Source organism: Thermus caldifontis (assembly GCF_003336745.1).
Classification (GTDB): Bacteria; Deinococcota; Deinococci; order Deinococcales; family Thermaceae; genus Thermus; species Thermus caldifontis.
The window spans coordinates 35,299-49,154 of sequence record NZ_QGMX01000012.1; the positions used below are offsets into that span (position 1 = coordinate 35,299).

Annotated in this window: 15 protein-coding genes and 1 other RNA gene; 2 read left to right on the forward strand and 14 right to left on the reverse strand. The window is 66.0% G+C overall.

The window, feature by feature from the left end; all coding sequences use genetic code 11:
- Positions 1-13: 13 nt before the first annotated feature.
- The 6 genes from DK874_RS08525 to DK874_RS08550 are packed head-to-tail and all read right to left on the reverse strand — an operon-like array spanning position 14 to position 6,791.
- Positions 14-199 (reverse strand): hypothetical protein, encoded by a 186-nt coding sequence (locus DK874_RS08525; RefSeq protein WP_114313598.1) that lies wholly within the window; start codon positions 197-199, stop codon positions 14-16.
- Positions 196-2,034 (reverse strand): hypothetical protein, encoded by a 1,839-nt coding sequence (locus tag DK874_RS08530; RefSeq protein ID WP_114313599.1) that lies wholly within the window; start codon positions 2,032-2,034, stop codon positions 196-198. Before DK874_RS08530 ends, DK874_RS08525 begins: the two co-directional genes overlap by 4 nt.
- Positions 2,031-3,572: a hypothetical protein gene (locus DK874_RS08535; RefSeq protein ID WP_114313600.1), complete on the reverse strand. Its 1,542-nt coding sequence runs from the start codon at positions 3,570-3,572 to the stop codon at positions 2,031-2,033. Before DK874_RS08535 ends, DK874_RS08530 begins: the two co-directional genes overlap by 4 nt.
- On the reverse strand, positions 3,569-6,064 hold the full coding sequence (locus DK874_RS08540; protein ID WP_338065449.1) for a TraG/VirB4 family ATPase: 2,496 nt from the start codon (positions 6,062-6,064) through the stop codon (positions 3,569-3,571). The genes DK874_RS08535 and DK874_RS08540 overlap by 4 nt, the downstream gene beginning before the upstream one ends.
- A gap of 31 nt (positions 6,065-6,095) precedes the next feature.
- Positions 6,096-6,413 carry a hypothetical protein gene (locus DK874_RS08545; RefSeq protein ID WP_114313602.1) on the reverse strand — a complete coding sequence of 106 codons (318 nt, stop codon included), beginning with the start codon at positions 6,411-6,413 and terminating at the stop codon, positions 6,096-6,098.
- 9 nt (positions 6,414-6,422) lie between these two features.
- Positions 6,423-6,791, reverse strand: a complete 369-nt coding sequence (locus tag DK874_RS08550; RefSeq protein WP_114313603.1) for a TrbC/VirB2 family protein — start codon at positions 6,789-6,791, stop codon at positions 6,423-6,425.
- A 162-nt stretch (positions 6,792-6,953) separates the two neighbouring features.
- Here DK874_RS08550 and DK874_RS08555 point away from each other — a divergent pair, with 162 nt between their 5' ends.
- Both DK874_RS08555 and DK874_RS08560 read left to right on the forward strand, forming a co-directional pair.
- The gene (locus tag DK874_RS08555) at positions 6,954-8,573 is read left to right on the forward strand and encodes a hypothetical protein (protein ID WP_114313604.1); all 1,620 of its coding nucleotides are present in this window, start codon (positions 6,954-6,956) and stop codon (positions 8,571-8,573) included.
- Positions 8,570-9,061, forward strand: a complete 492-nt coding sequence (locus DK874_RS08560) for a hypothetical protein (RefSeq protein ID WP_114313605.1) — start codon at positions 8,570-8,572, stop codon at positions 9,059-9,061. The genes DK874_RS08555 and DK874_RS08560 overlap by 4 nt, the downstream gene beginning before the upstream one ends.
- An 8-nt stretch (positions 9,062-9,069) precedes the next feature.
- Here the strand turns inward: DK874_RS08560 and DK874_RS08565 are convergent, their stop codons facing one another.
- The 8 genes from DK874_RS08565 to ssrA form a co-directional block, all read right to left on the reverse strand.
- A complete protein-coding gene (locus DK874_RS08565) occupies positions 9,070-9,411 on the reverse strand; it encodes a hypothetical protein (RefSeq protein ID WP_114313606.1) in 342 nt (113 codons plus the stop codon).
- Complete coding sequence (locus tag DK874_RS08570) at positions 9,408-9,608, reverse strand: hypothetical protein (protein ID WP_114313628.1); 201 nt, start codon at positions 9,606-9,608, stop codon at positions 9,408-9,410. The genes DK874_RS08565 and DK874_RS08570 overlap by 4 nt, the downstream gene beginning before the upstream one ends.
- Before the next feature lie 4 nt (positions 9,609-9,612).
- Positions 9,613-10,098, reverse strand: coding sequence for a hypothetical protein (locus DK874_RS08575; RefSeq protein WP_114313607.1), 486 nt, complete (start codon positions 10,096-10,098; stop codon positions 9,613-9,615).
- Positions 10,099-10,107: 9 nt separating this feature from the next.
- Positions 10,108-10,923, reverse strand: a complete 816-nt coding sequence (locus DK874_RS08580) for a hypothetical protein (protein ID WP_114313608.1) — start codon at positions 10,921-10,923, stop codon at positions 10,108-10,110.
- Between the two features lie 20 nt (positions 10,924-10,943).
- Positions 10,944-11,828, reverse strand: coding sequence for a hypothetical protein (locus tag DK874_RS08585; RefSeq protein ID WP_114313609.1), 885 nt, complete (start codon positions 11,826-11,828; stop codon positions 10,944-10,946).
- 17 nt (positions 11,829-11,845) lie between these two features.
- The gene (locus tag DK874_RS08590) at positions 11,846-12,784 is read right to left on the reverse strand and encodes a hypothetical protein (protein WP_114313610.1); all 939 of its coding nucleotides are present in this window, start codon (positions 12,782-12,784) and stop codon (positions 11,846-11,848) included.
- Between the two features lie 86 nt (positions 12,785-12,870).
- On the reverse strand, positions 12,871-13,224 hold the full coding sequence (locus DK874_RS08595; protein WP_162798760.1) for a hypothetical protein: 354 nt from the start codon (positions 13,222-13,224) through the stop codon (positions 12,871-12,873).
- Between the two features lie 96 nt (positions 13,225-13,320).
- Positions 13,321-13,663: a transfer-messenger RNA gene (gene ssrA / locus DK874_RS08600) on the reverse strand.
- Between the last annotated feature and the right edge of the window lie 193 nt (positions 13,664-13,856).

Genomic DNA, 13,856 nt, shown 5'->3' on the forward strand with positions numbered 1-13,856 from the left:
GGTTGCGAACAGGCTATCCATTCTGAACCCTGGTAGAGCTTTCGTAGGCCTCCTGGTCAATCCACTTTGGCCCCCGGTCTATCCACCGCTGGGTGGCCACCGGAGCTCCCTTGTACTCCTCGGGACCCCCCTGGTAGGGAATGTAGGGCACGGGGTCCCGCTTAACCCACTTGGGTCCGCGGTCGATCCAACGCCTCATTCCTCACCTCCTTTCTCCCAATCTTCTGGGGTGTTCCCCATCTGCGCCCTGTCGATCCACCGCCCTGGGGGCACAGGGCCGGGAACGGTGGTACCGCTTTCGTAGGCCTTCCGGTCTATCCACCGCTGGGTGGCCACCGGAGCTCCCGATGCCCCATCCGTTGCCGGTGTGGCCCATTGCGTGGTAGCGGCAGCGGTAGTAGGCGAAGAAGGCGCTTGCCGTTGCACCACGATGGGGGATGCGCCTTCGCCGTAGGTGCCTCGGTGCATCCAGGGGATCTTAGAGGTATCCTCCTGCGGGCGCTCGTAAGCCGGGGGGGATCCGCCCAGCTGCCCCATTGGGCTGGAAAGGTAGCCGCCCACCCTTTCGGCCAGCTGGCCAGCCTTCTGACCCACACCCGCCGCCAGGGCCGCTGTCCCGCCCACGGCCACGGCAGCGGTGGTGGCCGCACCCCTGGCTGCGGAGGCCGCCGCCTCCACCCCGCTGGTGGCCGCCCGCACCCCCATCTGGGTGGCCATGCCCAGGGCCGCCGCTGTAACCGCCAGGGTGAGGCCTCCGAAGAAGCTGGCGATGAGGGTGGACAAGTACCCCGTGATGAGGAGGGCCGCTGCCATACCCCCCATGGTCATGAAGAGGGTCTGCGCCCAGGCCTGGAACATGTCCACCAAACCCTTACCCAGCCCCATCAGGATTGTGGCCGCCTGGCTGGCGGTGAGCCGGATGGCCGCTTGCACCATGGTGCCGCAGGCCCGGGGAGAGAGGAGCATTTCGGGCTGGGGTTCCACGTTCTCGTAGTCCAGGCGGCCATCGTTGGGGTTGGTGATGACCTTGTACCCGCACACCTCGGGGTTCCACCCGTTCTGGGTGGCGAGGTTCTGCAGGTTTTGCGCAAAGCGCTCCCGGTTGGTGCGCATCTGTTCCGTTACTTCCTTGACAAAGCTGTCCACGATTTCCTTGGCCTGGGAAGCAATGTAGGCGGCAGGCCGGGACACGCCCAGCTCCATCCCCCCCCGCAAGACAAAGGGGCCGATGCTCCCCATGATGAAGGCCCATATCACCACGGAGATCCACCTACCCACCAGGGACGGCCCCAGGCCGATGGGCAGGGCAAGGCTGCCTGCCACAATGGGCCAGAAGGCCGAGGCCAGCATGAACAGGGTGGAGATCACCACCGTGAGCACCATGGCGGTGATGACGAAGGGCACCAAAAGGAGGCTGGCCGGATTCAAGAGCTGCGCTGCCGCCCCAATCCCCGCCATGAGGTTCTGCGTCCATGTGGGGGTGTTGCCCCCATCCGTGAGGTAGGTGCCCGCCAGATGGACGATGCCCGCCTCCAGGATGGCCACCACTGTGAAAAGCGGGTTGATCACTGCTCCCAGGGCCTTCAGGTTGTTGCTGGCCTCGGTGATGCTTTCGGCTAGCTCCGTGCGGAAGCTGTTGGTGATGGCGTAGTAGACGCCGTTTACTCCGCCGAAGGCGTCGTCAAGGGCCTCCCCAAACCACAGGAAGGCTCCGGCCAACACCACCCGGGCCATGGCTCCCAGGACCTCATCCAGGCTGCCGTAGTAGACGGCCCGCACCAGGCTCCACACCAGGCCCACCACGATGAGGCTCCGGCCTATGGTGTAGGCCCCGGCCTGGAAGTCCCTCAGGCTGGCCTTGAAGAGGGCGATCCAGTCGTTGATGTTCAGCATGGCCCCCAGGATCCCCATCACGAAGTCCCGCACCTCGTTCGCAATCTGCCCCTGGGGTGGGGGCGGGGGGTCCGCCAGGGCCAGGCCCAGGGCAAAGGGAAGGAGGGCAAGGGCGATTTTCCCGAGGCGGGAACGCCTCATGGCGTACCTCCCGCAGTGGTGCTCTGGGCTTTCCATTGCGTGGCCAGCACCTGCATGGCCTCAGCCGCCGCCACGTACCGGGCTGAGGTGGCCTCCGCCTGGGAAGCAATACGGGCCATGGCTTGCCTAAGGGCATCCACTTGGGACTGCTCCTGCTTCCGGATCAGCTCCACCAGGTTCTGGTTCACCTGGGAAAGCTGCTCCACGGTCATCGCCTGCTGGGTGGCCAGGTTCTTGAGCTCCTGGACGGCCCGGAAGGAGTTTTGCGCCTCCAGGCGGATTAGCTCAGCGAACCCCTTGACCACCACCTCCGTCACTTCGCGGGTGGAGGGAGCCGACTGCGCCTCAGCCACAAGGCTCTCCGTGATCCCATCCGACATCACATCCCCCGTGCTGGGCGTCTGGGAGGCCCGCACGCCGGGAGTCGGTTGGCCCGCCTGGAGCTGGCCCTGGCCCGGAGGGTAGCTGCCTTGAGACCCGCTCCCCCCAGGCGTCCCTACGAGGGTCGAGGACCCACTCAAACCCCCCGTCAAGGCGGCCCACCCGTTTTGCACCGCCTCCTTGATAAAGTTCCAGGCCGCCCCCAGGGTGTCCCAAAGGTCCTGGAGGGTGTTCTCCAGGCTGGTGTTCTCCTGCTGGTTGTTGATGTTCTGGGCCACCCGGGACTGGTTCTCCAGGAGCTGGGCGGTGCGCTGGAGGTCCCTAAGGCTCTGCTGGGTGGCCTCAAAGCGCAGATGGGGCACCACCCCCGCCACCATGCGGGTCCACCACTCTGGACCCCAGTAGGGGTAGTTCTGGTCGGGCTGCCACCCCTCAATCTCCTGGATTTGCTGGGCTCGTATCCGGGCCAGGCTAGTGAGAACGGCGTTCTTAGCCCGTCTGATGTCGCTCATGAAGTTGGTGAGGGTCTGGTCGATCTGGTCCACCGCGGGGTTCAGGGTGTGAAGGCCTAGGGACTTCCCAAGCCAGTCCAGGGCGATACCTGTGCCGTAGTAGATGGCTTGGTTCTTGAAGTCCTCCCACATGTCCCCGAGCTCGTTCCAGTACATCACCGCCTTCTTGACGGTCCGGTGGGCGGTGCAAAGCCAACGCACAGAGGCCAGGCTATAAAAGTTGATGGCTCGGCACGCCTGGGTGATAAAGCCGTCCAGGTCCTCGGCAAGGCCCTGGGCCTGCAGGGAGCTTTGCCCTAGCCCACCTCGCACCTGGACGGGCAGGAAGGCGTATGCGGTGCCGGTTTTGGCCCCCGTGTACTCCACCAGAAGCTGGACAGCCCGGGTGCCGCCAAACCCCGTGGTGTCCCAGTAGCGGCTTACCACGCCCCCCTTGATCCCAGGGCGGGATTCCAGGATGGGCCGCCCGCTGGGCAGGGCCACGGCCTTCACGCTGATGATGCTCTCTCCAGGCTCTGCCCACACCCCCACCTCTAGGCGCACCACCCGCCCCTCGTCCAAGACCTGGGGTGCGGGGGAGATCCACTCCACCCTCACCGCCCAGGCCGGCGCTATCGCCAGGGCTAAGAGGAGTATGCGCTTCATGCTCTTCCCTCCGCCAGGGCTATGACGGCACCCACCACGTCCCCTCCGAAGGCCTCCACCACCTTGCGCCGCCTGGCCATGTCCTGCTGGTCCGTGGTGAAGAGCCAGTAGTCATAAGGGGTGGGCCACAGCTGCAGCACATCCCCCTCCCGGAGATCGTCCCGGACAGTCCACACCATGGCCTCACTGAAGAGGCCCTTGACGCCTCCCAGGGTGCGGAAAACGGCCATGGCCCGGTCAGGCAGGCCGAAGAGGGCCTGCACATACTCGTCTTCCCCTTGCAGGCGCAAGAGGAAGAACCAGGTGGTGTTCTGAATGATGCGCCCGGCGCTTTCCCCCTGGAAGTCCTGGAGGCTTTGGGTGATGGACCATATCCCGCCCCCCAGGTGCCGGAACCGGCGGTAGAGCTCCTCCACCAGGGTGGCGGCGTACTTGTTTTTGAATACCTTCCAGGCCTCGTCCAGGATCACCAGGGTCCGCCGCTCCTCCCCTCGCTCCTTTCCCTCCTTGGCCCGCTTCCAGATGAGGTTGGCCATGAGCATGGTGCCCACCACATCCAACCCCTCATAGGTATCCAAACCCTCTAGCTCGTAGCAGACCACTCGGGCACTGGAAACGGGCACATTGGTGGGCCGGTCCACGAAGGTGCCCATGGGGGTGTCGCCGGTCCAGCTTTGCAGGCGCAAGGCCAGGCTCCGGGCCACATCCTTCTCCGCTGGCGATACGCTCCGCCCCCCCACCTCATCCAGGGTCAGAAGGGTCTTCACCAGATCCCTCAGCTGGGCGCCCAGGTACCTTTTCTCCTCCCGCCCATCGGGCAAGAGGTCCACGGTGGTCGCCCTCTTGTAGGTCTGCTCGATGGCCGCCTCAAGGAGGGCGTTTTCAACGGCCTCCTCGGTCTTGTCGTCCCCGGGGGGCACCATGGCCCGGATGATTTTGAGCAGGTCCCCCTTCTTCTCGGGGGTAGGTTCCACCTGCCCCTCGTCCAGGTCAAAGGGGTTCACGCTGGTGCCCGCCCCAGGCCGGATCTCCACCAGGGCTCCGCCAAAGGCCTCCACCAGGGGCTGGTAGTTCTTGCCCCGGTCGAGGATCACCACGCTCACACTGTCGTCCCGCAGGAGTTCGGAGATCAGGTACTGCACGGTGAAGGTCTTCCCGCTCCCCGATCCCCCCACCACGATGCCGTTGTAGTTGCGAAGCCTCCGATCGAAGGGGTCCACATAGATGAGCGCCCCCTGCCGGTTGCGGAAGGCGGCTAGGGGCCTTGGGCTTCCCTTCCATGCACCCGTGGTGGGGAAAAAGTGAGCGGCATTGGTCTCGAGGAGGTACACCCGTTCGTCCAGCATCCCCCCAGAAAAGGGGGCGGCATTCAGCCAGGGTGTGAGCAGGCCGTTGCGCAGCACCCTGAAGGGGTTGCCCGGGACCTTGGCTAGGGCGGACATGGCCTGGGCGATCCGCCCATCCAAGGCCCGTCGCTCCTTTTCCAGGAGCACCAGGGCCACCCCCACTTGGAAGACATGGTCCCCCGTCTGTGAGATGTGGGTTATGGCCCCCTCGGTTTCGGCCTGGCCCACCCTGACATTGGGGTCCACATAGGTGCCCGATTGGCTGGCGGAATAGTACCGCCTGGCCCTGGCCTTAAGGGCGCGCAAGGCCAGTTCATGCCGCTCATGGAGGAAGTCCATCACCAAGTAGAAGCGGCTACCCCCTGCCTGGGCCAGGACGTCCCCCATCTCGGCAAAGGTTTCATCGGGCACGGTGTAGAGGGCCAGCATGCCCACCCACATCCCACCCACATAGAGCGCCTCCCGGTAGGAGTTGTCCACCTCGCTACGGCCCAAGAGGGCGCGCAAGGTGGGTGGCCTAAGGCTGGGTACCCGGCGGATGGCCTCCCGGGGGTAGCGCTGCCAGGTGGGTTGGTAGCTGGGGGTGGTAGCCAGGGCCAGGTCAGGGTTCAGATAGCGGTAGGCGAGGGCGAAGATATCCTGGTCCCCCAGGGGAATAGCCCGGATGCGGTAGGCCATGGCGCTTTGGATAAGGCGCTCACGTACGGCGGCGGCCTCCTGCAGAAGCTCCTGCCACTCGCCCCGGGTGAACGGCACCCGCCTGCGCTTGTGGCGGACCCTGCCCAGCACGACGGTGAGGTAGGCCCGCCGCTCCAAAATGCGCTGGGCCTCCCATGCCTGCCGCCACGCGCCATAACGGACCTCCGCCAAAAACCGGGACACGGGGTGGCTGGGGTTGAAGGCGTCCTTATAGGCCTCCACCCGCTCCGGGGAGGCGGGGGCCACCTCCACGATAAGCCTGGCCCGGCTCCCCTCCGGGACGGCGTTGCGCAGGATGGACTTGATAACCCCCACCAGGCCCTCTATGTAGGACGTGGGCACAAAGAGGGTGGGGTTGAGCTCCAGGAGGACCCCCAGCTCCACCCTCCCATCCGAGAGCACCATGAGGCCGTCCTGGATCTCCCAATAGGGAAGAAGGGCGGTCAAGGAGGCTTCCCTAGCCTCTCCAAATGGGGTCTTAGCGGTCATACTCGTCGGGCAGGAAGAGGGGCGTGGTGTCCTCGTCCCGTTCGGGTTTGAAGCGCTCCTTCTGGGTAAGCCATGCGATCTCATGCCACAGGCTGGCCCCCGGATAGAGCAGGCGAAGCCGGTCGGAAAAGCGGATGGCGGCGTAGCCCAAGGCTCCAGCCAGGACCAGGCCTAGGGCTGGGTGTGGCAAGGCCCCACCCAGCTGGAGGCCAAAGGTCATGGCCATGGCCCCCAGGAAGAGCTGCCACAGCTCCAAACCCAAGAGGGTCAGGGGTTGGTAGAGCCGCCACACCCGAAGCCTCAGCATCCTGGCCTCCTAGAGGATGTTGTTGCAGGCGGCGGGCAGGCTTTCGCTGGTAGTGATGAACATCTTGGCGAAGTAGGGTGCCGCTGCGACGATGATGCCCCCTACGCCGGCCCCAATCATGAGGGGCATGGCGTTGCGCCCCCCGATGGCCAGGGAGATGCCCCCGATAGCGAACATGAGCACGATGATCCCCAGACCTACAGGCCCCTTCAGGTACCTGATGATGGTGCAAAGGGCGGCGGTCACGTTGTTGAACGCCTGGTCGGCCTGGGCGTGGGCCACGCCAGACAGGAGCACCACGCTGGCCAGGAGGGCCAGCACCAAGAACCTGCCGTGCTCGGAACCGAAAAACGCCTTGATCCGTGCCAGTACAGCCATTGCTACATTACCTCCGTAGGCAACCTTGGGAAACTTGAGTCTTTAGCCTTGGACCCGAACGTCTTGGGCCGATATGGGTTTCGCTTCCCACTCCCACCTCCTTTCCGCCTCATACGGCTATCACTATAGCATATTGGCCACACTATATGGCAACATAGAGGCATGCGCCTAGACCCTGCGGTGAGAAAAGAGGCGGAAGCCAAGCTGGGCAGGCCTATTCCCGAGCCGGATGACCCCGAGTTCTATCGGCTGGTGGACGAGGTCCGCCTATCGGATCCCGAGCTGGCCGAAGCTCTGGAGAAAGGCATCCAGTTTGAGCAGGTGGTCCCCCCTGAAGAGGAGGTGCGCACGGAGGTCAAGAAGAGGGCCTTCCTGCGGGACCTGAAAAACCGCCTCCTGATGCGTTACGACGAGCTTTCCGGGGAGTGGGTCCCCTCGAGGCCCAAGCAGATCGCCCTGGGGGTGCTGGCCCTCATGGGCCTTCCGGTGCTCATGTGGGGCATGAACAACCTGGGTGGCTCCCCATCCCGTGCCCCGCAAACCCAGGTGGCGGCCCAAGCCCCGAGACAAACCGATTTGCCTAGGCAAGGGGGAGCCGCGGCACCCGGGATTTTGCCCAATCCCGATGGGCAAGAGGCAGACCCTTTGCCCGAAGGGCAAACACCTGTGCGGGAGACCCCCCAGGTTCAGCCGGGCGCTCCCGCTGAAGGGGGGCAAAACGCCCCCCTGGCCGGAACGGATGCCGTGCCTCCTCCCCCTACGCCTGCGGCCACGGGAGAGGTGCCGCCTCCCCCTGCTACCTACTCGGGGGGGACTCCGCAAGAGGTTGCTCAACCATCCCTCACCGCCTATATCAACACGGGTGGTGCGGCCCAGGCCCTTCCCGCCACGCCTTTGGCGGCCTACGGGCGTCAGGCGACCCAGTCCCAGGAAGGGCAAGCCCAAGCGGGGATGGGAATAACCCTCGGGACGGGCCAGGTGCAGGCTCCCTCCATGGGGGCCTACCAAGCCTCCCAGCCCCAGGCCCAAGGCCAGGTGCCTCCCGTGGCCTCCTTTGTGGCCTACAAGCCCAGCCCGTCTCCTTCACCCACGCCTCCTGCGCCTTCCACCCCAAGCCAGGGGAGTGAGTTGCGCTATTTCCAGGAGGCGATGCCCGAGGTGTTTGGCCAGGGCCAAAGCCCCGGGACCTTAGGAAGCCGGCAAGGGCCCGTTCCACCCCCCCCCGGGACCCCCACCGTGGGCCAGGCACAAGGGCCTGGGGCTAGTCCGAGCCCCTACAGCCCAGGCGCTCGCCTGAGGGGCCGCTTGGCGGTCAGGCTGATTGTCCCGGAAGGGGAAGAGGTGCCCGTGGCCGTGGAGGCCGAGGATGGGGCGGTTTTCCTGGGGAAGGCCAAGCTGGCGGCCACCCGCCGGGTGGAGTTGAGCCTGGACCAGGCGGTCATAGCCGGGAGAACCTACCCCCTGAAGGCCACTGCCCTGGGCCAGGACCGCGCTCAGGGGCTTCCGGCCCAGGTGCGGGAAGAAGCCCCCAGCCTGGTGGCGGACCTGGTCCGGGGCTCCTTGCGGGGCCTTTCCGATTACGTCAAAGCCCGGAGCCAACAGACCACGGTGACCACCACCCCCGGGGGCACGGTGATCCAGCAGGGCCAAAGCGTCCCCCTGGAGATGTACTTGGGGGCTGCAGCGGCAGACCTCTTCAGCGTGCCCCAGGGGCAAAAGGCCGTGATCCGCATCGCTGAGGTGGCCGAAGGCAGCCCGCTGGAGGTATGGGTCCTGCAATGAGCCTGACACTTTTCGAGTTGGACGGGGTGTGGACCTCGGGACAGGTGGAGCGGTGGGGCCTCGAGGTGCCCTCCTCCGCCCGGGTGGTGGAGGGTTACCTGGGCCTCACCCACTACCAAAAATCCCGCCCGGTGCGCTTTTTCGTGAAGGAAAGCCTGATCCACCTGCCCTTGACCACCCTGCGCCACTTGGCGGGGGTGGCGGAAATGCGCCTCCTCCTGGGGGTGGATCCCCCCTTCTGGCGCGTCTTCCACCGCCAGGTCCACCCCGTGGAGGAACCGGATGCCGTGTGGTTTACCCCTAACGGTCCGGTGGCGGTGGAGTACGACGTGGGTAGCTACTCCCGAGGCAGGGTGCGCGCCAAGGCGGTGGCCTTCGCCACCCGGTATGTGGGGCAGGTGTGGGGCACGCCGGCAAAGGAAAGGGCGAGGACCCTGGTGCTCCTCCTACCAAGGGGCACCAGGGTCCTCCAGGCCGTTTGGGCGTAGTACGCCTCCTACTGCCCCCCACACGAAAGCCCCTTCACCGGCCGCTCATCCGGCCTCGGGGTGTAGGGTGGCGGAGGCCCCCGGAAGGTGCAGGCGCCATACCCTCCGGTGAGCTGGCGGATCAGGGGGTAAAAGGCCGCCGTGTACTCTCCCCGGCCATTGGGGATGGGGGCCAGGAGCCCCGCCAATAGCAGCAGGGCGATGAGGCTCCACTTGGCCCGCCTCAGATCCCCCATCACCACCCGGTAGCCCAGGAGGACCACCGCCAGGACCACGGCGGCCAGGACAAAGCCCACCTTGGGGGTTAAGGCGCAAACTATCCGGGTAACCGCACAAAGGACCTCGGTCATGGCAGAAGGTGCAGGCCCCTTAGCAGGGCCTCTGCGGCGAAAGCGATGGCGCTGCCCACACCGGTGGCGATCAGGTAACCAATCCCCCGCTCCCTTTCCCCGATGGCGATAAGGATGCCCCCAAGGAGAATGCCGAAGGTGGCTATGGCAAGCAGGAACTCCCTTGTGGGGCGGAAGGAGGCCACCAGATCCGCCATCACCTCAACGACTCCCAAGGGGCACCTCCTGAAGCTCCACCCTCCGCCCCCGGCGGACCGGGCCTTGTCCCTCGGGCACCAGAATCACGATGCGGCTGGCGCTGGCCTCCAGGGGGTCCTTGGGTTGGGGGCGGCTTCCCCTACGCACTCCCCCTAGGACCAGGACCCGCTCCCCATTCCCCTCCAAAAGCGCCTTGGCCCGGTCCCGGTCGTACCTCACCACCCGGTAGCCCTCCTGGACCATCCCCTCCACGTACCGCCTGACCAACAGGGCATTCTCCAGAGCAGAAGGCCTTGGCGTATAGTAGCGGGTCTTGCCCAGGAGTACCCGTCCCCGCCCGGCGGGAACCAGCACGCCTCCCAGGCGGGTCCCCACCACCTTCAGGATGCCCTCCTCGAGGGCCCTGGAAACCGTGGGCTCCCCGTAGCGGGCCAGGGCCTCTCCCAGGGTGTAGGGGCCTTCCTGCCAGATACGAAGGAGCTCTACCATCCCCGCCTCCTAAGGCGACTGGATCTCCAGGGTCTTGCCCAGGAGGGAGCGCTCCAAGAGGAAGGTGCGCCCAGGCCCAAGCTCCACCCCCCGCCACCGGAGGAGAAGTTCTCCCGGCCTGGCCCCGCTCACAACGATTACCCCGCTTTGTCCCTCGCCGGGCCTCAGAACCGCCTTCAAGGGGTCCCGCCGCACGGAAAAGGCCAGAGGGCGTCCCTCCTGGAGGACTTGCAGATCGTTCAGGGCAAAGCTCACGGGGTTTTTCCCCCGGTTCTCCAGGCTGAAAAAGATGCTCACCTTCCCGGAAGCGTCGGTGGGGGCTTCCACCGTGGTGGTGAAACGCACATCCAACGGGGATGGGCTGGGGGCTTGGGTGGACGGGGCACTGGAAGGGGCACTGGAAGGCGGCGGGCCCGAGGGCTCCCGGCTTGGGGCGTAGGTGCCCCCCTGGGTCCGCTTCAGAAGGATCTGGTAGCGCCTGGGGTACTCCCCAGGGGAGATCCGCACGGTGAAGAGGAGGGTCCTCCCCCCCACCTCCACCACCAGGTCGGTCATCCCGCTCTTCACGGGCACCGCTCCCGTGGCCGTGCCCACCAGGCCAGCGGAAAGGAGTAGCCTGGGACCCCCGCCTTCAATGCGCAAAAGCTCGCGCTTGGCACTGAAGGCGGCATCCACCTGGTCCCAGAAATCCAGCACCGTGGTGAAGCCAGGGCTTACCTCTATGAGCCCTGGCTTCTGGACCAGGTCCTCAGCGTAGTAGGTCTTGAGGACCACCTGGGCTTGGGCCGAGAGAAACAAGGCCATGGCGATAAGGGTGTACCTCATACACCCTCATGTTGCCACATCTAGCCTTTCACCGCAACACCATGTGGCAAACCTAGCCACAGCCTCACCCCCAAGGGGACCAGGGTGGCCAGGGAAAGCCAAGGATAGGGGGATAGCAGGACCAGGGGGAAGAGGAGGGCCACCCCCCAAAGGGCATCGGCCCAGGCCACCAGGTAGAGGAGGGCGGCCTGTCCGTAGGGCAGGGGGCGGTAGAGGGAAAGGGCTCCGTACAGACCCGGCAACAGGACCCAGGCCAGGCCCCCGGCCAGGGCCACGTGGGGTGGGAACCCATAGACGCCCCCCACGAAGGCCAGGGCCAGGAGGCCCCACAGGACCCGCCCGAAGCCGGCCATCCACTCCTCGGAGGCCCCACCTTGCCTTAGCAACCGGTCCTGCACCGCCACCATCCAAAGGGCCAGGGGAAGCAGCACCGCCCCCCCAGGGAAGAGGAAGGCTACCAGGAGGGGCAGGAGGAGGGCCACCAGGAGGGCAGAGGTCCACCCCCAAACCCTCTTGGGTAGGGGCGGCGCCTCCACCTTTGGCTCCACCTTTTGGGCCACCCCGCCCTCTTGGGCAGGGGAAGGGGCTTTCGGGACCCTCGGGCTCACCCTAGGCGGCTCCCCCGTGCATCCTCCCTCCAGGAACTCCTTCAAAGCCTGCACCTCTTGGGGGCTCAGGACGCGGGGAAGGCCGGAGAGATGCCCCTCGAGGCTCGCCACGTGCAAGACCCCGTGTCGGTAGCCGCTCCCCTTGCCCACCACCAGGGGCACCACGGGCACCCTCAGGCGCCCGTACAGCTCCCGGCCCAGGGCGTTTGCCGCGTCTGCGTCGCTTCCGAGGGCAAACACCCCCACCTCGCTCACCACCACATGCCCGTTTTCCCATGGCAGCAGGTGGATCTCCATTGTCCCCATTAAAGCACTCATTCAAACTCCTCCTTGGTCAAAAGGGCCTCCCCTACCCTGGCCAGCACCTCCTTCCGCAAGGCCTCCCGCCCCCGGGCATGGGCCACCTCACACGCATCCCCGCCCTCCAAGGGGGAAAGGATGGCACCCCCCAGCTCCTCTCGCCAACGCCCTGCCGCCTTTTCCCCTGCCTCGTCCCCGTCCAGGAGCAGGAAGATGGGCCGGCCATCGGGACTGGGCAGGGTACCGTTCACCCCAGCCACGCCCACCACGTCCAGGACATCCCCCACCGCCAGGTAGAGGGCTACGGCGTTGAGCTCGCCCTCCACCACCAGCACCCCCTTCTTTTGCCCATAACCTGGGCCGTACCAGGGCGGGGTGCCGCTGCCCCTTTGCAGGTAGCGGTAGCGTTGCCCCTCCCGAGGGCGCAAATGGCGCACCTTCACCGCCACCACCTCCCCTTGGGGGCCATAGATGGGCAGGTACAGGTCCCCTTCTGGAGAGAGGCCCATGCCCAGGATCACCGCCTCCCGCAGGCTGATCCCCCTCCCCTGCAGCACCTCGGGCAAGTGCGGGCAAGCCCTAAGCCGCTGCTGGGCTTCCCGAAGGAGGTGCTCCGTGTTCTGCCCGCTACCCTGCCGCTTCCGGGGTACCGAGGCCTTCTCCCTGGGTAGCTCGGGTAGCGCCCTCTCCCCCAGAAGGATGGCCACTGCCTCCGCTTTGCTGAGCCCGGCGGCCAGGAGGAGGTGGTAGGCGTTGCCGCTTTCCCCCGTGGCGTGGTCCCGGAAGAACCACACCCCCCTCGCCCGGAAGAGGCTAAGCGACGGATGCCGGTCCCCCCGCCACACCGCCCGGTACAGTCCGGGCCTCCCAGGCCGGGCCCCAGATTCGGGCCAAAGCCTGGCCACCAGCTCAGGCAGGTCTATGGCTTCGATGGCCTTGGTGAGCTCGTCCACGGTCCCCCCCCATGTAGCTAAGACAGGGCCCCAGGGAGATGCCCTAGGGCCCCCCTTCGTCCACGGGGCCTTTTGGCCCCCCTGCTCTAAAAGGCTTCGGGGTCCAATAGCGCTTCCAGCAGGATGCCCAGGTGCCCCCGCTGCAGCCGTACCCACACCATAGGGCCTATCTCGTCCATCACGAAGCGCACTTCGGCTGGGACCTCGGCGGCGGGGCGTTCCCCGAGCAGGGTGTGGCCGAAGGCGGTGAGCTCCTCCTGGGCGTGGTCAGGGAGGACCACAAAGGGCACCACCGCCGCCTCACCCCCAGACCACAAACGGAACTGGCCTGGGGCCAGCTCCAGCGCCTCCCGCAAGGCGGCCAGGTCCACCACCATGGCAAGCCGTTCCTCCTTTGGAGACAGGTGGATCACCGCATACTGGGTTGTCGTTCCCACCATGTGGGCCATGGTAGGGGTCGAGGCTTACAGCGGCTTACAGAGCAGTCGCCGGATTAACAGCACTTGGGGGCCGGGTCTTGCCCAGCCCCCAAAGCTTGGTGGAGGTGGGGGGAGTCGAACCCCCGTCCGAAAGTCCCTGCGGCAGGCCTCTACGTGCGTAGTCCGTGTTTTGGGTGTCCCCCTGGCTTAGCCCACGGACAGGCGGCCAAGGGTAAGCCCCGCTGGTTTTCGCCTTGGGTTACGGGGCTTAGCCAAGGCTAGCCGGTCTTGTGTCCCCGCTACCGTGAGCCACCGGCAGGGCTACCGGGCAGGGTTGCGGTCTTAAGCCGCAAGAGCAAGCTGCTTGTTGGCAGTTATTCGTTTGCGGGTTTTTACGAGGCCACCCGCACCTCGGCACGCCACCTGCCCTCGGCGACCCCCGTCGAGACCGTTCACCCCCTTGATCCCATGGGGAATAGGACCCCTCTGGTAGGTATCATGTTACCATATGCCCCGACTGGTTGCCATTGAAGCGCCATCCGGGTATGGGAAAACCACATATTTAGCCTCCCTGGGCGGGGCCTGGGTAGGCCTGTTGCCAGGCGAATCCACGCCAGAGGCACTCCTACGCCTAATCCACTTGGCCCTCTTGG

Excerpts from the sequence above, each read along its gene's own strand:
- DK874_RS08525 (WP_114313598.1), bottom strand. The coding sequence starts at position 199 with ATGAGGCGTTGGATCGACCGCGGACCCAAGTGGGTTAAGCGGGACCCC.
- DK874_RS08530 (WP_114313599.1), bottom strand. The coding sequence starts at position 2,034 with ATGAGGCGTTCCCGCCTCGGGAAAATCGCCCTTGCCCTCCTTCCCTTT.
- DK874_RS08535 (WP_114313600.1), bottom strand. The coding sequence starts at position 3,572 with ATGAAGCGCATACTCCTCTTAGCCCTGGCGATAGCGCCGGCCTGGGCG.
- DK874_RS08545 (WP_114313602.1), bottom strand. The coding sequence starts at position 6,413 with ATGCTGAGGCTTCGGGTGTGGCGGCTCTACCAACCCCTGACCCTCTTG.
- DK874_RS08550 (WP_114313603.1), bottom strand. The coding sequence starts at position 6,791 with ATGGCTGTACTGGCACGGATCAAGGCGTTTTTCGGTTCCGAGCACGGC.
- DK874_RS08555 (WP_114313604.1), top strand. The coding sequence starts at position 6,954 with ATGCGCCTAGACCCTGCGGTGAGAAAAGAGGCGGAAGCCAAGCTGGGC.
- DK874_RS08560 (WP_114313605.1), top strand. The coding sequence starts at position 8,570 with ATGAGCCTGACACTTTTCGAGTTGGACGGGGTGTGGACCTCGGGACAG.
- DK874_RS08565 (WP_114313606.1), bottom strand. The coding sequence starts at position 9,411 with ATGACCGAGGTCCTTTGTGCGGTTACCCGGATAGTTTGCGCCTTAACC.
- DK874_RS08570 (WP_114313628.1), bottom strand. The coding sequence starts at position 9,608 with ATGGCGGATCTGGTGGCCTCCTTCCGCCCCACAAGGGAGTTCCTGCTT.
- DK874_RS08575 (WP_114313607.1), bottom strand. The coding sequence starts at position 10,098 with ATGGTAGAGCTCCTTCGTATCTGGCAGGAAGGCCCCTACACCCTGGGA.
- DK874_RS08580 (WP_114313608.1), bottom strand. The coding sequence starts at position 10,923 with ATGAGGTACACCCTTATCGCCATGGCCTTGTTTCTCTCGGCCCAAGCC.
- DK874_RS08585 (WP_114313609.1), bottom strand. The coding sequence starts at position 11,828 with ATGGAGATCCACCTGCTGCCATGGGAAAACGGGCATGTGGTGGTGAGC.
- DK874_RS08595 (WP_162798760.1), bottom strand. The coding sequence starts at position 13,224 with ATGGTGGGAACGACAACCCAGTATGCGGTGATCCACCTGTCTCCAAAG.